Origin of the sequence: Paraglaciecola sp. 20A4 (assembly GCF_011378905.1) — a bacterium.
Lineage (GTDB): Bacteria > Pseudomonadota > Gammaproteobacteria > Enterobacterales > Alteromonadaceae > Paraglaciecola.
The window spans coordinates 1-18,655 of the sequence record NZ_WTPY01000004.1 but is presented as its reverse complement, the minus strand read 5'-3'; the positions used below and the strand labels follow the sequence as shown (position 1 = coordinate 18,655).

Genomic DNA, 18,655 nt, shown 5'->3' with positions numbered 1-18,655 from the left:
TTACTTGGATTTTTTGTACGAAGGTGTAATCTAACCCTTATAATAATAATATTTTTTCAGGGTAATAATACAATATGAGTATGCAGATCAATGCGCGTTAAACCGTATGCGCAATCACAAATGCAGCCTCAGCTCCAGAAGCTAGACGCGTTAGGGCACGAGTCACTGCGAGGTAAAAAACTTTTATTCTTTAGTGGGGGCAGTGCATTACGCACTTTTTGTCAGCCGCTGTTAAAGGCTACGCAGAATTCTATTCATCTTGTTACCCCATTTGACTCAGGAGGAAGTTCAGCAAAGATCCGTGAGCATTTTTCGTTACCTGCAGTAGGAGATTTACGCAATCGATTGTTGGCCTTAAGTCACAACCAAACGAGCGAACAAAAAATTATTGCTCGATTACTGAGTTATCGGCTTTGTTCTAATGTTTCACAATATTCTCTTCGCGACCATCTGCAATCGATGGCCGATGGACTCGATCCGCTCGTGGCTTTACTCAGTCAAAAGCATAGGGAACTTTTTTGTCATGAAATAGGCAGAATTTTACAGTCTTTGCCTGTTGGTTTTGATTTAGAGGGGGCGTGTATTGGAAATCTATTATTTATTGATAGCAAACACTTAGGTAAAAGCTCATTACAATCAGGTATCGAACTATTTCATCAGATGCTCGATATTCAAGGTGTTGTTAGGCCGATAGTGGAAGACAACCTGCATATCGCAGCATATTTGCAAAATGGTCAGACAATCATTGGGCAGCATTTATTAACGGCTAAAGAAACGCCTGCATTGAGTAGTGCGATCACAAAGCTATACTTGTGCGAAAAAGCCAGTAATCCAAGCGCCGTTGATTGTCTATTACAACCAACTAATCGAGCCTACATTGAGCAAGCCGATATTATTTGTTATCCCCCTGGCAGTTTTTTTACGAGTATTGTGGCCAACCTTTTACCCGTGGGTGTTGGTGATGCGGTTGGTAAAAATCCAAATCAAAAAGTGTATATTCCAAACTTGGGAAATGACCCTGAGCAAATAGGCATGAGCTTAGAAGACTGCGTATTAACGTTATTAAGCTATTTACGCAAAAATACCCAACAGGCCTTGCCGGCTTCGCAATATATCAGCACTATTTTACTAGACGTCAATGACAAATATTATCCTGGCGGTATCCCGTTTGAGCGCTTAAGAGAATTAGGGATTACTGTTATTCAACGTGACTTGGTTACTATGCGCAGTGCGCCTTTCTATAATGATGAATTATTACTCAAAGCATTACTGGAAATATCTGCAGGTTAATGATTTCAATAATGCGCATTTTTTATGCGTGCAACTAAGAAGTCGACAGCGGCTTTTACTTTGGGTACCAAATAACGTTGTTTTTGATACAGCAGATATATTCCTAAATCATTTCCAGAAGTAATATTTATTTGTGGGGTTAACGTCAACTCTTTTAACTCACCCGATCCGATGTAATCTTTCAGCAACCATTTTGGAGCCATCATAATGCCTTGCCCTGAAAGCACTTTACGTAACAACCATTTACCATTATTTGAAATAGCCACCTGAGGTGCTGATACATCTTGCCACTGCCCATTGATTTCGCTTGTCCAGCGAAGTGGGCCATTTGGTGTACGGTAGTACAAGCCACTGTGATGTTTTAAATCTAGTGGTGATTTCGGCATACCGTTTTGTGTCAGGTATTGCTGCGTTGCCACTGCTACAAATTCGTTTGCCATCAATTTAATGGCTACCACTCTCTCATTTGGAGCGTAACCTCCGCGTATGGCTATATCCACATCATCTCGTGAGAGGGCTGTTAATTCGTCGCTCAGTCGTATATCGAGAATAATCTGTGGATAACGCTGACTAAACTCATCCAATAATGGAAATAAAATTGGCTCACCAAATTCAACCATTGCACTGATTCTCAATTGCCCTGTCGGGATAGTTTGATAGCTACGCACGGTGTCATTACTAGATTCTAGTTGACGTAAAATGTCACTTACTTGCGCGTAATAGGTGTGACCAATTTCAGTTAATTTGACTACACGGGTCGAACGCCTTAATAAGCTAGCGCCGAGAATGCGTTCTAAATCCGCTACTCGACGAGACAGCGATGAAGGTGGAACGTGGAACGACAGGGCCGCTTGAGTAAAACTGCCTGTTTCCGCTACCTTACAAAAGTAACGGATGGCTCTTAGTTGATCCATAAAACTCCAGTGATTGACCTATTATTGCTTTTTAAGCAATAAAGATTGTTCTTTATAGGGGGTTATATTAACAAAATTAGGTGTAATATTATAATCAGTACGTAAAAAAGTCGTCAAAAATGAAATAGATTAAAGTAATAAGGAGATATAAATGACTACATATACCGCAATAAATTTAAAACAACGTCCTGAACCAGGTCCTATACCCGCTTCGACATTTGAGGTGGTGCAAAAAGCCCTCCCTAGCGCAGGCCCAGGTGAAATTGTCGTAAAACAAACTTATATGTCGCTTGATCCTGCAATGATTGGTTGGATGAGTTCAGATACCAAAAGTTATATTCCACCCGTTGCGTTAGGTGATGTAATGCGTTCTTCAGGAACAGGTGAAGTGATTGAAAGTAATCACCCTGACTTTGCGATTGGTGAGCGTGTGATGGGAATGACCGGCTGGACTGAATATTTCGTTAGCAATGGTCAAGGTTTGAATAAGTTACCCGCTGGTGTAAATGAAGAGCAGGCACTGTCAGTTTTTGCTCTACCTGGGCTGACTGCTACTCAGGGGTTATATGAGGTAGCAAAACCAAAATCGGGTGAAACCATCGTTGTTAGTGGCGCTGCGGGCTCTGTTGGTTCAATTGTAGGCCAACTTGCAAAAGCAGATGGTTTACACGTTATTGGTGTCGCAGGCACTGATGATAAATGCCAGTGGTTGGTTAATGAATTGGGTTTCGATGGCGCCATTAATTATAAGACGGACGATGTAAACGCTAAACTTGCTGAACTTGCGCCAAATGGCGTAGACATTTTCTTTGAAAACACCGGCGGTGTGATTCAGCAACATATTTTTGAGCATATGAATGCGCATGGCCGTGTGGCAGTCTGCGGTATGATTTCAGATTATGCCACTTCAGAGCCTAGTGCTGGCCCGAATTGGATCCCCATTATTAAAAAGCGCTTAACCATTCAGGGGTTCACTATGCCTGATCACTACGCACAAGTGCCTGATTTACTCGCTAAATTGACTCCATACGTAATGAAGGGACAGATAAAATATCGGGCGCATGTCCTTGACGGATTAGCTTCTGCTGTGGACGGTTTAAATATGCTGTTAACAGGTGCCAATAATGGGAAGTTGATGGTTAAGCTTTAAGCTAACCTTATGTGCTAACAGGGAGCTAATACTCCCTGTTATTCTGTTTTATGGGCTTACTTCTCTCATATCAATAGTTGGTATATAGAGGTATTTAACATCAAATCCATTGCTGTTGACTGATCCTTTCCCAAAACCATTGAGTGGCTTTTCCGGTTTTTGATTTTTCTTTCGCAGAATAAATAGGAATAGGTGGACGTGGCAACGACGTTGCTTTTGCTACTAAAGTACCATTATCTAAAAACGGTTGAGCAATGTGCAAAGGTAGAAAACCAATGCCGATCCCTGCAGCTTGTGCCCTGGCTTTACTTTGCATATTACTGACTCGAATGAGCTGCTTATTGTCAAACACGCCGCTTGAACGACCCGGTAATGTTCGGGAACTATCGGCGACAACTATGTATGGATACTTGCGGATATGATGGCCCTCAATCAAACCGATAAAATCGGCTAGTGGATGAGAAGCACTAACGGCGAATACAAATTCTAAATTACCCAACTGTGAAACTTGATATTGTCCTTTCGGTAACTCTCCCGTTACGCCCAATGCGATATCAGCCCGTTTGGTTTGTAACGCATCCCAACCACCTCCTAGTGCCTCCTCGATAATGGTGATTTCAACATGTTTGTCTAACGCACAAAATTGTGCAATTAATGCGAGAAGGGGCGCGTCCGGTATGACGGTGTCTTTGGCGATAATCAATTTTGACTCCCAACCTGACTCTAATTGCCGGACACGCGCTTCTAACTCGTTCGTTGCTTGAAGAAGCTCTACGCCTTCATCCAGTACTAATTTTCCGGCAGGTGTTAATGTTGCTCGTTGTCCTTTTCTATCGAAAAGGGCGACTCCCAAATCGGCCTCTAATTTACTGATGGTATAAGTTAACGCAGAAGGAACTTTGAATAAACTGTCTGCTGCGGCAGCAAAACTGCCCTTGGTCTGTATTGCTTCTAATACGCGAAGTGCATCTAGCGTGACAGCATGGCGCATAAAATCTCCTTCTGTAAAAAATAAGCCGCACTGAACGAGTATTCAGTGCGGCAGTAACATAGATGTTAACCTTAAGGGAGGTCAAATATTAAAGCGATAACTGTCTCAGTGCTGTCGTTAGATAACGTGATCGTATTCAAGCGATTGATCTTAGCACCATCACCTTGTTTTAGTTGCTGTTGATTAATACTCAACTGACCCGCAACCTGATGCACATAAGTGTTGCGGCTTTCGTTTATATCCATTTCTAGCTTTGTTCCAGCGGCGAGTATTAATTGACTCATCGTGGCATCCTGATTGATTTGTAAGGTGTCATCAATTCCCGTTGACGTGATTATCTGAGTCAATCCTTGGGCTCTACCAAAATATTTTTGTTGATATCTTGGCGCACCACCGGTGTTTTTAGGCACAATCCATATCTGTAAAAACGTCAGAATATCGCTATCTGAAGCGTTGTATTCGCTATGCGTCACTCCCGTACCGGCGGACATCAATTGAAATTCACCAGCAGGTAAATGTTTGATGTTGCCCATGCTATCTTTATGCGCAATAACGCCTTGGGTAACATAGCTTAGAATTTCCATATCTTTATGACCATGCGTACCGAAACCTGCTCCAGCTTCCACTTTGTCGTCGTTAATGACTCTTAAAGCGGAATACCCCATATGTTTTGGATCATGGTAGGAGCCAAATGAAAAGGTATGTTTACTTTCTAACCAACCGAAGTTCGCAGTTCCCCTGTCGCTGGCTAAACGAATATCAATCATGTTCTTTCTCCTGAATGAATTTGCGCTATTTAGCAAGACGAGCGGCTAAATGAGAATCAACAGATAATTTACCTGCACCTGAAAATAATAATGAGACCGTTACCGCAAGTAATGCTAAAGCAAACTCATAACCGTTATTCGCCATAAATAACCCGTTTGTTATGTGAACAGTGAAAATAGCCATCGCCATAGTGAACGCCAATATGGCTGCCGCAGGACGAGTTAATAGGCCTAAGAGCAGAGCAACTCCCCCGAAAAATTCTGCGCTACCCGTTAGGAAAGCAAGTGTGTAGCCAGGTTCTAAGCCAATTGAAGCCATCCATTGTCCTGTACCTTCTAGTCCGTATCCGCCAAACGCGCCAAACAGTTTTTGCGCGCCGTGAGCGATAAAAGTAATGCCAACGGGAACGCGCAACGCCAAGGCTGAAAATCCACTTTTTGTTGCGAATATTTTAGCTAATATTGTATTTTTCATAGTTTAATCCTCAATTTATTTGATTGTGTTAAGCATACTATGCTTCTTAATTTTTCAGCGTTTGGCTGTTGAGGTAAATATAGAATTTAATGAATGGATAGAAAATTGGAATGTTTTGAGGTTTTAGTTCAAAAAAATTGAACTCATTGTATCTTAGCGTTATTTTCCGAGATATACATTTATGATTAAAGTGAAATAGGGCGCAGCAGCGAACAATAAAGACACTGGATTAATCAGTGTCTTCTTTTGTTTATTTGTTTATTTATTCGCCGAATGCACCTGCAGCGCCTGGGAAAACAACCGGACTTTCTGCCCCGTCTTTACTGACGCTAGCGACACCAAAGAAATAATTATCAATTACGACATTTTCCAAGGTGTATTTATCCACATTGCCCACGTAGCGGCTAAACTGCCATTGCGGGGCATCAGTGTAACGCCAGTAAATTTTATACCCCTTCAGTTGCGGGTTCTGCGCTGGATCCAATGCATCCCAATTTAGGGTTGTGCTAGGTTGAACAGCGCCTTGAATCTGCACATTAGCGGGAGGGGAAGGCGCCCACGCCATACCAGCAAGCGATACTGCGTTTAGCGAGGTTAATTTAGCTGCATAATCGAAATTTACGCCTTCGATGGTATCACCGTACTCAATACCATTTTCAGTGCGAAGATCTTGATGCTGGCGTTGATAATTCTCATTGGTCTCCATGATGCGTACTCCTGGGTAACCAAGATCATTAAAAGGGCGATGGTGACCTCCACGGCCAAATCTGTCTAAGCGGTAAATCACCATAGTGTCTAAATTAGGAATGTAACGATCTGCCATCCAATCAATGTAACGCGCCAAATTGCGGCTCGGTGAATCTACTTCACCACCCGTAAAGCGTCTAGTACGTGCTTCTTCTGGGGTTTCCGTTTGGCGTGTACCTTCGGCGAATATGCGAGCGGTAGTATTGTTAATCACGCCATTTATGCCTTCAATATTACCGATCATGTCATTATTGAGCACCGCTTTTATTCGCCAACCGTCTTTTTGAGCTTGTTGAGCCAATATTTTTCCGCCAAAAAGACCTTGCTCTTCACCCGCCAGAGCAGCATAAACTATGCTCCCTGAAAATTGATACTGACTCAGTACACGTGCTGCCTCTAGCGTACCGGCAATGCCCGATGCATTATCATTCGCACCTGGCGAAATTGATGTGGTATCCATTACGTCAGATACGCGAGAGTCAATGTCTCCAGACATCATGACATAGCGATCAGGATCGTGGCTGCCCCGCTGAATTGCTATTACACTGACAACTTCTGACGGGTTAGGTATGCGTGTTTCGCCGCTAATGGTTTCAGATTGATAATAAACGTCTAAACAGTTTCCGCATGCTTTTGAAATAGCGTCAAATTCGCTTTTTATCCAACGGCGAGCTGCACCAATACCTTGTGAGGTCGAATTGGTATCAGACAACGTATGGCGCGTGCCAAATCCTACTAGCGTGCGTATATCTTGTTCAATGCGTTGGGACGATATAGCTTTGGCTATATCGTGTAATTTTTCTTGGTCTTGATAGCTAGGGGCGGTTTGTCCATAACTATGAGAGCTTAAAAAGCATAATGCCAAGCTCATGCTGGCAAGATGGAGATGTTTCATTTTTTACCTCTTCTTATTATATTAACGGTTTATGGCTCGAGCGATGTTATCTAAATTTCATTGCCGCGATGCGATGAATGCGATAAACGCAGCAGAATTAAAGTTGAGTGTTAGATTAACACGTTAGCTTATTCATCTATCGCCTATGAAATCAGCACTCAACGTTCAAAATGTTATTACCTTAAGTAAGTATTCGTATTTACCCGTGCTGACATGTCACTTAGCACGATATAACGTAATACGTGCATTAAAAAAGGGGGATAAGACAACATGACCTCATGTTGAGAGAGTAGATAGGGCTGAATGTCCTTAGTTTATAGTAAATAAATTTACAAAATAGGCTAAGACTTAACGGTGCTATATCGATATTATTGCAGTCTTAAAAATTTCCATTTAAAAGGCTAGCGTTAAAAAAGACAACACCTGTGATTGATATACTAAGAGCGAATTAATACTGGTCAACGCACTAAGCAAGCTTAGTACCCTATATTAAAAGTAAATCGGCGCACCATAAAATGTTACCCTTATTCAGAAAATATATGGCAATATACTGTTTTTGATAGGCTTTATTCACGTTCCCGCCAAAAGGAATCCAATGCTTTCTAAAGACCAAAAACAGAGTTTTACATCCTCCGGTTATGTTGTTTTACATGAGTTTTTCAATGCATCAGAAATGGCGGAGCTTAAAAAAGAAGCCCAGAGCATTGTTGAGCAGTTTGATCCGCGTTCAACGCGGTCAGTATTTTCTACCCAAGACCAAAGTAAAACGCGCGATGATTACTTCCTGCAATCTGGGGACAAAGTTCGCTGTTTTTTCGAGGAAGAAGCGTTTGATCACAGCGGCGAGTTAAAGCAAGCGAAAGCCGTTAGTATCAATAAGATTGGTCATGCACTTCACGCACTAAATCCCGTGTTTAAGAAATTTAGCAACGACGAACGTATTGGCCAAGTCGCCAGAGATGTAGGCTTGATAAAACCACAAATACATCAGTCGATGTATATTTTTAAACAGCCTAAAATAGGCGGTGTAATTAGATGGCACCAAGACGGTACCTACTTTTTAAGTGAGCCACTCTCCGTGGTTACATTTTGGTTTGCAGTCGAAGATGCCACTATAGAAAACGGCTGTTTACAGATTAAAGCCGACGGCAGCGACACGCCACTGCGTGAACAATTTGTGCGTTACGCAGATAATAGCACTGACTTGAAGGTACTTGATTCAACACCTTGGCCTAAGGATGAAGAAGCACAGCCATTGGCGGTAAAGAAAGGATCGCTCGTGGTATTTGATGGTTTGTTACCACACTTCAGTGCGCCAAACCGCTCAGACAAATCTCGTCACGCGTATACCTTGCATATGACCTGTGCGACAACCCAATACGACCCGCTTAATTGGTTACAAGCGAAACCGACTCCTGTGTAATTTCGATTGGACGTTGTTTATTTTAATTTCGATAGAGGGTTTTAATTAGATGAAAGCCGAATTGAGTTTTCACTGGTCCATGGACTGTTAACACCTCTTTTTTGAAAACCACATTGTCAAAAGCCTTCACCATGGTTCCTGGACTAAATTCGCCTAGGTCTCCGCCTTTTTTCCCCGACGGACAAAGTGAGTGCTTTTTAGCTAGTTGCGAAAAATTGCCCCCCTTGTCTAGTTGTGTTTTAAGTTGTAGAGCTTCTTTTTCGGTTTTTACCAATATGTGGCATGCGCCTGCTTTCATTTCGGTTAGCCTATTAACGATAGTGAGAATGAATAAATACCTGCCGTTGGTTAGGTAAACGAACGATGGGTACGGAAAATAAACTTATTTTATGTAGTTTATCATTGTCATAGCATGCTGGGTCAGCAATAAAAGTAATTAGTTAGCAGCAACGCTCTGTACACTCTGGGGATCCTAAGGGCAAAGGCAGTGCAAAATTCAGAGGGTGTGTTTTTACTAACCGCGTAGTTAGGCTTATATGCAAAAACCCATAAGGTAATGCCCATTAGTATCAGATATTATATGTTACTCGTTTAGATTTAGCATTGTACGGTTACCTGAAGCATTTTATAAAAAGTCTTTCTATGAGGTTAGTGTTCCTCTGTTAAGTTTGATCCAACGATGTTTTAATTAAATGTAATGCATAAAAGATAAGGAACAATGGTGTTTGCGTTAACAAATATAAGTTTAAAAGGCAAAGTCTCAGCACCAGAGTGGCAGACTCGAATAGATTTAGCCGCATGTTATCGGTTAGTCGCTGACTTTCGCTGGGGGGATTTAATTTACACCCATATTTCGGCTCGTATTCCAGGGACGGATGAATACCTTATAAACCCCTTTGGTCTAACGTTTGAGGAAGTCACCGCGTCGAATTTAGTTAAGGTTGATTTAGACGGCAACATTCTTGATAGCTCTCCTTATTCAATTAACCCTGCAGGGTTCACTATTCATAGCGCTATTCATGCAGTGCGTCATGACGCTCAGTGTGTCATTCATCTACATACAAAAGCGACCATCAGCGTAGGGAGCCTACAAGGTGGACTTAAACCATGGAGTCAGTATGCCATGTTTTCGCTGTCATCTATGAGCTATCACGCCTATGAAGGGTTAGCGGTAAATGTAGATGAGAAGAAACGATTGCAAGATGATTTAGCTAACAACAACCATATGCTGTTACATAACCATGGCGGTCTTACATTAGGCCCAACCGTCGGCGATGCTTTTATGCGTTTTTACGATTTGCAACGAGCTTGTGAAATTCAAATGGATTTACTGCAAGCCAATCAAGCTGTGATTGAAATACCTCAGTCAATAGTGGATGGCATATATGCGCAGGCAAATGTTGTACATGATGGCGAAACAGGTGGACAAAAAGCTTGGCCTGCGATGTTGCGTAAGGTGTATAAACTCGACCCAACATTTTGTGAATAGGGTCCTTATTGTGACAACCAGTGCAAATTTCAAATTTACTTTTCAGGAACACATTAAATGAAGATTACCCGAGTCGAAATTTTTGATATCGAATGCCCCAAACGTCCAGTTTGGAATCCTGTCTTTGTGCGCATCCATACGGATGAAGGTATCAGTGGAGTAGGTGAGGCGGGTCTTGCGTATGATTTAGGGCACAGTGCCGCAGCGCACATGATAAAAGAGATTGCTGAAGCAATGTTAATTGGTTTTAACCCAGTTAATACTGAACTTCTGTGGAGCAGAATGTTGCGCGAAAGCTTTTGGGGATTGGGCGGCGGCCCGATTATTTATGCTGCAATGAGTGCAATCGATACAGCACTTTGGGATATAAAAGCCAAGGCACTGAACGTTCCGTTGTATCAATTATTGGGCGGAAAAACTAACGAAAAATTGCGCACTTACGCCAGCCAGTTACAGTTCGATTGGGACAGCGAAGTCACGCGTTTAAATGATCCAATTGACTACGGCCGAGCCGCCGAAAAAGCGGTAGCCCAAGGTTATGACGCAGTAAAGGTTGACCCGATTGTTTATGATAAAACAGGCGCAGGACATTTCGACCGCACTAAATTGTTTAGCCAACCGGAAATGCGTTTATTTAGAGCGCGCTTACAAGCTATTCGTGATGCAGTGGGTGAAGATGTCGATATCATATTTGAATGCCACAGTTTACTCGGCGTATCGACAGCTATTCAATTGGGTGAGATGGTTGAAGATATAGGCTGTTTGTTTTACGAAGAGCCGGTTAATTATTTAAATTCAAAACTGCATGACAAAGTAGCAAAACGGGTAAATGTGCCTATTGCGGGTGGTGAGCGTTTGTATAATCGTTGGGGTGTAAGACCTTATCTAGAAGATCAAAGCCTAGATGTGTTGCAACCTGATATAGGGCTGTGCGGCGGTTTCACTGAAGCTAAAAAAGTTTGTGATTATGCTGATATATACGACGTGCGTATCCAAGCTCACGTGTGCGGAGGCCCAGTGGCAACAGCTGCTAGCTTACATTTAGAAACAGCTATTCCTAATTTTTTGATTCATGAACATCACACCTATGCCATAAAAGACTGGAACCGGGAGTTGTGTATCCAAGATCCACAACCGGTCAATGGCTTTTTTGAGGTCAGCGAAGCGCCGGGTATCGGTATAGACCTGAATGATAAAATCGTTTATCGCTCACCACATATGGAGGTGAAATAGTCTATTGGTGTTACCTAAAGTGTAGAAACTGCAAAATAAAAAAAGGGGGATGATAATTTATCATCCCCCTTTTTGCTTCCCCTGCCTAGTGTTATGCGGCGTTGTTGTGCGGCTGTGATTCACCTTTGACTAACTGCTGATTTGCATCGAGCAATTCCATATCAAACGTGTATTCATCAACACGCACGGCTAATTGACGCTTATTGTTATAATCGATAACGCGAGCGAAATCGTCTGCGCTTAGTTCACCGTTTTCATGCAGTTTAGTCACTGCATTTTCAAAGGAAACAAAAGGAACCACTGGCGTTTTACGCAGTGCTTTTTGAACAACTTTAAGGATTGGCATTACGGCATGCTTGGCAGAAAATGCTTCTTGGTTGATGTGATTAGCATCGCCAGGAATTATCTGAACCAGATGGGTTAAATCAGCCATGATTGAGCTTTGTACCATAGTTGCATTAGATAGCTGACGTTTTAGCTCGTCTGATATTGCAGGCACAGAGCGGGTGTAAGTGTTGGTTAATAAACGCATCAAGCCACGTGTCGCCGTATTCGGGAAGTTGCTGATAAATTCATTAAGGGCTTGTTCACCTTGTTGTAAGCACCATTGTATGGCGTACTCAAAGAAAGGTTTAGCTTCAACACGGTTAGTCACGCGCTGCTCGTAAAAACGTACCACTGCCATAGACGCATAAAGGTAGCTCATCACATCACCTAGGCGCGCAGATAGCATTTCTGCTTTCTTTAAATCTCCGCCTAGTACCAGTAAAGATAAATCCGCTAGTGGTGCCAGTTTAGCTGAAAGCGCGTTCATACGTTTTTCATATGGTTTTACTTCAGGCAATGCTGATTGAGCGCCCCGTGTGAACGTCAAATAGCTTTTAGAAAAACTGCGAAATGAATTCTTAACACTGAAGCTAATGGTTTTGCCCAACACTTTATTGAACGCTTTGTCCGCGGAGTCATCTTCGCTGTGAATTAAATCAACCATTTCTTTCATATGTGGGTGACAGCGCATCGCGCCTTGGCCAAATATCATTAAGCTACGCGTCAGAATATTTGCCCCTTCAACCGTAATAGCAATGGGCTGCGCCGCATAACTATTAGCTAAGGTGTTTTGCGGACCACGTTGAATGGCTTTACCTGCTTGAATATCCATCGCAGTGTTGGTCACGTCACGACCTAATTCTGTCATATGGTATTTGGCAATAGCAGTCACTACCGATGGTTTAAGTCCTAGGCCTAGTCCTTCGGTGGTTAAAACACGCATCGCTTCTAAAACAAATGTTTTGCCTGCAATGTCTGCTAATTTTTCTTGAATACCTTCGAAGCGGCCGATAGGAACACCAAACTGTTCACGCACAAAAGAGTATTCGGCTGTTGACTTAAGAGCTGATTGCGCAGATGCAACACCCATAGCTGGAAGCGATATACCGCGTCCAGCGCCTAAGCAACTGACCAGCATTTGCCATCCACGTCCGATATTTTTCTGGCCACCGATAATAAAATCCATTGGGATAAATACATTATTACCGCGAGTCGTACCGTTGTAAAAACGGATACCCATGGGATCGTGACGATTGCCTAATTCAACGCCTGAATGAGACTTGGGAATTAGCGCACATGTGATACCTAATTCGACTTTACCCCCCAGCAATCCGTCTGGGTCGAATACTTTAAAGGCTAAGCCGAGCACAGTTGCAATGGGGGCAAGGGTAATGTAACGCTTATCCCATGTGAGTGATAAGCCAAGCACTTCTTCACCATTGTGCATGCCTTTAGTGACGATGCCCGTATCAGGGATCGCACCTGCATCAGAACCTGCTTCAGGGCTGGTCAGGGCAAAACACGGAATGTCTTTGCCAACGGCTAAGTTCGGTAGCCATTGCTCTTGTTGGGCCGTCGTACCATAATGCATAAGCAATTCGCCAGGGCCTAACGAGTTAGGCACCATAACGGTAACCGCTACTGCGCTGCTTTTAACTGCAATAGTGGCAACAATAGTAGAGTTTGCGTAAGCAGAAAATTCTAATCCGCCAAATTTTTTCGGAATGATTAACGCAAAAAATTTATTAACGCATAGGAAATCCAACACATTTTGCGGCAGATGTTTGCTGTTCTGTAATTCGTAATCGTCAACCATTGCTAGTAATTGTTGAACAGGTCCGTTTAGAAAGGCTTGCTCATCAGCGCTCAATGTCGCTTTAGGAATAGCACGCAATGCCTCCATATCAGGCTTACCCCGATAAATAGAAGACTCAATCCACACATCACCAGCGTCCAACGCTTCTTGCTCTGTTAGAGAAATAGGGGGTAATACTTTTTTAAGATTTGTTCTGATACTCATAATTTTTACTCATCCGCTCATCTGACCAGTTGTAATTAATACTACGCACTTCTGAAAATAGATCAAATTTTCTCATCATTGTGAATACATATTTACCTGTAAACGATGTAAAGCTATTGCAACAGTACGCGGCTTATTTTTGTGAATTTGCTATGCACAACTGTTGAAAAAGCGTATGACGTTCTCGTGCATGTCAAATGCCTAGAATATGGCAACAAAGGCCTATTGCTGCTTAGTAATAAGCCATGAATTAATGAATGTTGGTTCGTAAGCGAGAGAATACCCAATGGTGAATGATAATTTATTTCAAAGCGCAATCATTACTCAAATTTAATGGGCACGGATTGGTATCTCCCGTGGCTTCTGGCTTGGTATACGGCAAAATGTAGATGGGGAAGTGACGAAAAGCCGGTATTACCAGAATAGCCCAGCAACTGTCGTCGCTTGATATGGTCGCCTAAACTGACTGCAACGCCGTTTTTTTTCAAATGATAATAATCACCCGTGGTGCCATCATCATGTAGTAATGTCACGAAATTAGCATATTTCGCATACTGTCGACTGGCTCCACCTTTATTATGACTTTCTTGTAAATCTATAACTTGTCCATCTCTAGCCGCGTACACGGCCGTACCTTCAGGCATGGCGTAATCGAAAGCATAACGAGATGCGCCTTGATGGCTAAAACCACCATTAACCCCTTGAACGAGTCGAACCGAATTATTTTGAGCGTAGGGCAAAGCGTAGCGGTAAGCATTGTTATGAACCGAATTTTGAATGCCAGGTGTCCAAAAAAAATCTTCGCTGGTGCGCACGGGACGGTTTTGCCTAATAACACTTAATGAAAGTACTTTGATACGTGCTAATGGTCCTAGGACGCGGGTTTCGCTGTACTGTGAGTGAGCACTAATATTACTTTTTAAATTCTTTGTCGTTACTTCCAATGTCGATGTAATGGGATAAGGCTTTTTATTAATTAGCCAGTATTCTATTTTTTGATTGGTATTAATTTTTTCGAAACATGCCCAGTTATCGATACAGTAGGCTTCGGCAAAAAAAGACATACAACTTAATACACCTAGACTGAGCCACTTTTTTTGCATTTTTACCTCAGTATACGCATCACCTAAATTCTAAAATAAAGACCGTGTGCAAGCATAATAATTTCAAGTTTGAGATAAGTTAGCGTTTTATTACGTCCTAAACTTACACTTTGACAAATATATCGAATGTGAATATTTATTATTCTTCAGCGTTATTTTGCCGTTTACAGCAGATTTATACATCTAAATAAATTTAGGTGAGTTGTCACCTGTAGAGCGACAGTGCTAGCGTTTAATATCACGAATAATACTTTTAAGGAGCCACAAATGGCTAAAGATCTGTTACAAGTTGCAGTAGGTGAACAATTAGAACCAAGCGCTTGGTTAAAGGTAGACCAAGCACGGATTAATCTATTTGCAGATGCCACAGGGGATCACCAATGGATACATGTGGATGTTGAACGATGCAAAAAAGAAAGCCCGTTTAAAACCACTATTGCCCATGGCTATTTAAGCGTTACTCTCATGCCTGAAGCGTTCTACAACATGGTGGCGCTTGATCCAAGTACACAAACTGTTTTAAATTATGGGGTCGATAAAATTCGCTTCTTAGAGCCGGTTAGAGTGAATGATGAAATACGGTTTGTGTCTACACTCGCTAGAAAAGAAAGCAAAGAAATGGGGACGCTGTTTTGTTTCGATACGCAAATTGAAATTAACGGCCGAACGAAACCTGCAGTCGTCGGTTCATTTTTAATGATGCTACTGGCTTAAACTTTAGTATGAGCAGTCTTTTTACCCAAAGATTGCTTGATTCCCTTGCTACTGGTCTGACCATGATTTAAGCGAATGTTTACATATAAATAACATTGCATTTACATATGTCGATTCCCCCCCTACTATCACTGTGTCGCTTTTGTTTAGCGCCTGAGAATCAGTCACTTACTGATAAGAATTATAACTATTAGACAATATTGATGCGCGGTCTGAGTGGTTGGTAAGTCCGTTGTTTACCTGCTCGATTTGTTTCTAATAATTACCTCGAGAACCTATAATGAAGATAAACACACGAGTCAGTGCTTTAGCAGCGGCTATTTCCGCTCAATTTTTATTTGCTACCCCTTCAGTATTGGCTCAAGAAGCCGACGTTAAGAAAAAAGAAGATATTGAAATGATTATGGTGACAGGGAGTTTCGTTCGTCGCAGCGAAAACTTCGAGTCTCCTTCACCTCTATCCGTGGTTGATAGCGTAGCTATTGATGCCTTAGGTGCGAAAAACATTGCCGATATCACCCAGACGTTGACGATCAATACTGGAGCAGAGAACAATCCAGATGCATTTACGCAAAATGCGACTGCTGGTACGTCTAATATAAACCTTCGTGGTTTAGGTGTGGCATCTACCTTGGTGCTGCTGAACAATAAACGTCAAGTCGTTAACGCACAGCCTACCAACAATGGACTTAATTTTGTTGATACCAGTTCGTTAGTACCTATGATAGCCATCGACAGGGTTGAAATTATTAAAGATGGTGCTTCTGCTCTTTATGGCTCAGATGCGGTAGCAGGTGTAGTTAACTTTATTACTAAAAGTAATTACGAGGGCGTAAAGCTCAGTGCTGATTACCAAGATGGTGCTCACGGCGATAATAAAGAATATGTATTGCAAGGTTTATGGGGAACAAGTAACGAAAAAAGTAGCATTATAGCTGCGGTAAGTTATACCAATCGTTCACCACTGTTTGTGTCAGATAATCGTATTGGCCGTCCAGAAGATGATAGTAGTGCGTTGGGTAACCCTGGCTCATATTTCATCGGTGCAACACCTTTTATCGACCCCTACGGTTGTGAAGAATACGGCGGTGCATCGAATTTACTTGCGCCAGCAGGTACCGTGCCGGGCTTGGATGTGGGACTGTGTATGTTCGATTTTGGTAAAGATTACTCTTTCGTTCCGGATGAATCTCGCCTAAATGCGTATGTTAAAGCTGAATATGAAGTGTCTGATACGATGAGTTGGACGACAGAAGTGAGCTTCGCCCGCAACAGAGCGACACGGGGCGGCGCACCAAGTTTCCCTATATTAACTGGTCCAGTTGTACCGGCTGATCACCCTGAGAATCCGTTTGGTCAAGCCGTAACCTTTTTCGGTCGAGCTGAAGGTAATGGTAAAGCGCCTGATTTTGCGAATACAGAATCAGATACGTTTAGATTTAACACGTCATTACAAGGTGAGTTAGAACATGGTTTTTGGGAAGTTAGCTACACCAATGCCACCAATGACTTTTTCTTCAGTGTAGCTGACGTACTCGATACAGAATTTAATCTTGCCCTAAACGGTCTAGGCGGTGGGCAATGTAATCCAATAACTGGGACTCCGGGTGAAGGTGATTGTGAATACTTTAATCCGTTTGCCACTTCATATACCACATCACCTAACTCTCAATATGTAATAGATTCGTTTACAGGGCTTGAAACCATAGACTCTAAAGCCGATTTACAAGTGTATGAAGGTTTTATGTCGTTCGATGTGTTCGATATGGATGGTGGAGCGGCTGGTCTAGCGTTTGGTATGCAATATCGTGATGAATCATTAAGCCAAGACTATGACGCATTGGCCAATCAAGATAGTTTTACGTTCGTTATCGGTAACCCGGACTTTGATGGTTCACTAGATGTTTGGGCTGTTTTCGCTGAAATGGCCTTGCCTGTTTCTAATGATTTGGATATCCAGTTGGCTGTACGTTATGAGGATTACGGCGGTACAATTGGTGACACTATCGACCCTAAAGTTGCTTTCTCTTACCGAGCAAGTGAAGAGTTGTCGTTACGAGGTTCTATATCCACATCATTTAGAGCGCCTACGGTATTCTTGCGAAATGGTGGCGGTACGTCACTGCAACAGTTGGTTGATCCTCTTATTGGTGCCAACGCTTTTGCAGCGGTGCGCACATTGGGGAATGAAGATCTAAAACCAGAAGAGTCAACCGCGTATAATTTGGGTGTGTCATTTGAACCAATCAGTGATGTATCCATTGAGATTGATTATTGGAATTTTGAGTTTGAAGATCTAATCATTCAAGAAAATCCACAAGCAGTCTTGAACTTAGACCCAAGTGATACAGACCGTGTTGTGCGCGCTGGCGACCCTCTAACAGGACCATTAACACAAGTTAATAATACTTATGTAAATGCGAGCTCTCTTGAAACCTCTGGATTAGATTTTGTCACCAGTTACAAGATGGATACAGATGCAGGGTTGTTTGTCCCGTCAATTAATGCGACCTACATTCTAAAATATGATCTAGACGACCCACAAGCAGGGAAAGTAGATGGGGCCGGAAGTAGAAACTTCACCAATATAGGTACGTCGTCGCCTGAGTTACGTATGAACCTTGGCTTAAATTGGTCATCTGGTGCGCACTCAGCTAATTTATTCGCTCGTTACATCAGCAGTTATGACGATGATCAGAACTGTTCCGATGGAACGGTCAATATAGGTAGTTGTGATACTTCTGGTGGCTTTAAAGAGGTTGATAATCAGGTGACCTATGATATTCAATACAATGTGAATTTAGGTACGATCTTCGATACCCAGAATAACTATGTGCTGTCTGTTGGTGGTATTAACATCACGGATGAAATGCCACCCCAGGTATTCACCAATGGTGGTTTCGATAGTAAGGTACACGACCCAAGAGGGCGTCAAATCTACGCGCGCTTTGCAGTCGAATTTTAAACTACCTGATTGCGTTTAAAAAAAACCTGCTTCGGCAGGTTTTTTTGTAAATAAAAGTTCCCGTTTTTATTCATATGGCAGATTCAACTTTGAAGTGCATAACAGCTAAGCAGCTATTGCTACCATGTGTTCAGCCATTAACTTGGCTGGCG

At 42.3% G+C, this 18,655-nt stretch carries 15 protein-coding genes; 7 read left to right on the top strand and 8 right to left on the bottom strand.

Annotated features, from left to right (window positions below; genetic code table 11):
* The first annotated feature begins 90 nt into the window (after positions 1-90).
* Positions 91-1,290 carry a GAK system CofD-like protein gene (locus GQS54_RS05950; RefSeq protein WP_166423107.1) on the top strand — a complete coding sequence of 400 codons (1,200 nt, stop codon included), beginning with the start codon at positions 91-93 and terminating at the stop codon, positions 1,288-1,290.
* 5 nt (positions 1,291-1,295) lie between these two features.
* On the opposite strand, the gene GQS54_RS05945 is transcribed toward GQS54_RS05950, so the two are convergent.
* On the bottom strand, positions 1,296-2,204 hold the full coding sequence (locus tag GQS54_RS05945; protein ID WP_166423106.1) for a LysR family transcriptional regulator: 909 nt from the start codon (positions 2,202-2,204) through the stop codon (positions 1,296-1,298).
* Positions 2,205-2,355: 151 nt separating this feature from the next.
* Between GQS54_RS05945 and GQS54_RS05940 the strand changes: the two genes are divergently transcribed.
* Complete coding sequence (locus GQS54_RS05940) at positions 2,356-3,354, top strand: NADP-dependent oxidoreductase (protein ID WP_166423105.1); 999 nt, start codon at positions 2,356-2,358, stop codon at positions 3,352-3,354.
* 100 nt (positions 3,355-3,454) lie between these two features.
* On the opposite strand, the gene GQS54_RS05935 is transcribed toward GQS54_RS05940, so the two are convergent.
* The 4 genes from GQS54_RS05935 to GQS54_RS05920 all read right to left on the bottom strand — a co-directional run bounded on the left by GQS54_RS05935 (position 3,455) and on the right by GQS54_RS05920 (position 7,205).
* Positions 3,455-4,345: a LysR family transcriptional regulator gene (locus tag GQS54_RS05935; RefSeq protein WP_166423104.1), complete on the bottom strand. Its 891-nt coding sequence runs from the start codon at positions 4,343-4,345 to the stop codon at positions 3,455-3,457.
* Between the two features lie 71 nt (positions 4,346-4,416).
* Positions 4,417-5,112 (bottom strand): pirin family protein, encoded by a 696-nt coding sequence (locus GQS54_RS05930; RefSeq protein WP_166423103.1) that lies wholly within the window; start codon positions 5,110-5,112, stop codon positions 4,417-4,419.
* A 25-nt stretch (positions 5,113-5,137) separates the two neighbouring features.
* Positions 5,138-5,587, bottom strand: coding sequence for a DoxX family protein (locus tag GQS54_RS05925; protein ID WP_166423102.1), 450 nt, complete (start codon positions 5,585-5,587; stop codon positions 5,138-5,140).
* A gap of 262 nt (positions 5,588-5,849) precedes the next feature.
* A complete protein-coding gene (locus GQS54_RS05920; protein ID WP_240919849.1) occupies positions 5,850-7,205 on the bottom strand; it encodes a M28 family metallopeptidase in 1,356 nt (451 codons plus the stop codon).
* Between the two features lie 619 nt (positions 7,206-7,824).
* On the opposite strand from GQS54_RS05920, the gene GQS54_RS05915 reads away from it, so the two are divergent.
* On the top strand, positions 7,825-8,652 hold the full coding sequence (locus tag GQS54_RS05915; RefSeq protein ID WP_166423100.1) for a phytanoyl-CoA dioxygenase family protein: 828 nt from the start codon (positions 7,825-7,827) through the stop codon (positions 8,650-8,652).
* A 22-nt stretch (positions 8,653-8,674) separates the two neighbouring features.
* On the opposite strand, the gene GQS54_RS05910 is transcribed toward GQS54_RS05915, so the two are convergent.
* A complete protein-coding gene (locus tag GQS54_RS05910) occupies positions 8,675-8,950 on the bottom strand; it encodes a peptidylprolyl isomerase (RefSeq protein WP_166423099.1) in 276 nt (91 codons plus the stop codon).
* 423 nt (positions 8,951-9,373) lie between these two features.
* On the opposite strand from GQS54_RS05910, the gene GQS54_RS05905 reads away from it, so the two are divergent.
* Together GQS54_RS05905 and GQS54_RS05900 are read left to right on the top strand one after the other, a co-directional pair.
* Complete coding sequence (locus GQS54_RS05905; protein WP_166423098.1) at positions 9,374-10,141, top strand: class II aldolase/adducin family protein; 768 nt, start codon at positions 9,374-9,376, stop codon at positions 10,139-10,141.
* A 57-nt stretch (positions 10,142-10,198) separates the two neighbouring features.
* The gene (locus GQS54_RS05900; RefSeq protein WP_166423097.1) at positions 10,199-11,374 is read left to right on the top strand and encodes a mandelate racemase/muconate lactonizing enzyme family protein; all 1,176 of its coding nucleotides are present in this window, start codon (positions 10,199-10,201) and stop codon (positions 11,372-11,374) included.
* Between the two features lie 91 nt (positions 11,375-11,465).
* Here the strand turns inward: GQS54_RS05900 and GQS54_RS05895 are convergent, their stop codons facing one another.
* Together GQS54_RS05895 and GQS54_RS05890 are read right to left on the bottom strand one after the other, a co-directional pair.
* On the bottom strand, positions 11,466-13,721 hold the full coding sequence (locus GQS54_RS05895; protein ID WP_166423096.1) for an acyl-CoA dehydrogenase: 2,256 nt from the start codon (positions 13,719-13,721) through the stop codon (positions 11,466-11,468).
* Positions 13,722-14,041: 320 nt separating this feature from the next.
* Positions 14,042-14,824, bottom strand: coding sequence for a M23 family metallopeptidase (locus GQS54_RS05890; protein WP_166423095.1), 783 nt, complete (start codon positions 14,822-14,824; stop codon positions 14,042-14,044).
* 267 nt (positions 14,825-15,091) lie between these two features.
* On the opposite strand from GQS54_RS05890, the gene GQS54_RS05885 reads away from it, so the two are divergent.
* Positions 15,092-15,538 carry a MaoC family dehydratase gene (locus GQS54_RS05885; protein ID WP_166423094.1) on the top strand — a complete coding sequence of 149 codons (447 nt, stop codon included), beginning with the start codon at positions 15,092-15,094 and terminating at the stop codon, positions 15,536-15,538.
* A gap of 280 nt (positions 15,539-15,818) precedes the next feature.
* On the top strand, positions 15,819-18,503 hold the full coding sequence (locus GQS54_RS05880) for a TonB-dependent receptor (RefSeq protein ID WP_166423093.1): 2,685 nt from the start codon (positions 15,819-15,821) through the stop codon (positions 18,501-18,503).
* Positions 18,504-18,655 lie beyond the last annotated feature (152 nt).

Bases quoted from the DNA above. Each gene is read 5' to 3' on its own strand.
- GQS54_RS05910 (WP_166423099.1), bottom strand. From the start codon at position 8,950: ATGAAAGCAGGCGCATGCCACATATTGGTAAAAACCGAAAAAGAAGCT.
- GQS54_RS05935 (WP_166423104.1), bottom strand. From the start codon at position 4,345: ATGCGCCATGCTGTCACGCTAGATGCACTTCGCGTATTAGAAGCAATA.
- GQS54_RS05945 (WP_166423106.1), bottom strand. From the start codon at position 2,204: ATGGATCAACTAAGAGCCATCCGTTACTTTTGTAAGGTAGCGGAAACA.
- GQS54_RS05880 (WP_166423093.1), top strand. From the start codon at position 15,819: ATGAAGATAAACACACGAGTCAGTGCTTTAGCAGCGGCTATTTCCGCT.
- GQS54_RS05895 (WP_166423096.1), bottom strand. From the start codon at position 13,721: ATGAGTATCAGAACAAATCTTAAAAAAGTATTACCCCCTATTTCTCTA.
- GQS54_RS05920 (WP_240919849.1), bottom strand. From the start codon at position 7,205: ATGAGCTTGGCATTATGCTTTTTAAGCTCTCATAGTTATGGACAAACC.
- GQS54_RS05940 (WP_166423105.1), top strand. From the start codon at position 2,356: ATGACTACATATACCGCAATAAATTTAAAACAACGTCCTGAACCAGGT.
- GQS54_RS05890 (WP_166423095.1), bottom strand. From the start codon at position 14,824: ATGCAAAAAAAGTGGCTCAGTCTAGGTGTATTAAGTTGTATGTCTTTT.
- GQS54_RS05885 (WP_166423094.1), top strand. From the start codon at position 15,092: ATGGCTAAAGATCTGTTACAAGTTGCAGTAGGTGAACAATTAGAACCA.
- GQS54_RS05915 (WP_166423100.1), top strand. From the start codon at position 7,825: ATGCTTTCTAAAGACCAAAAACAGAGTTTTACATCCTCCGGTTATGTT.
- GQS54_RS05900 (WP_166423097.1), top strand. From the start codon at position 10,199: ATGAAGATTACCCGAGTCGAAATTTTTGATATCGAATGCCCCAAACGT.
- GQS54_RS05925 (WP_166423102.1), bottom strand. From the start codon at position 5,587: ATGAAAAATACAATATTAGCTAAAATATTCGCAACAAAAAGTGGATTT.
- GQS54_RS05930 (WP_166423103.1), bottom strand. From the start codon at position 5,112: ATGATTGATATTCGTTTAGCCAGCGACAGGGGAACTGCGAACTTCGGT.
- GQS54_RS05950 (WP_166423107.1), top strand. From the start codon at position 91: ATGCGCGTTAAACCGTATGCGCAATCACAAATGCAGCCTCAGCTCCAG.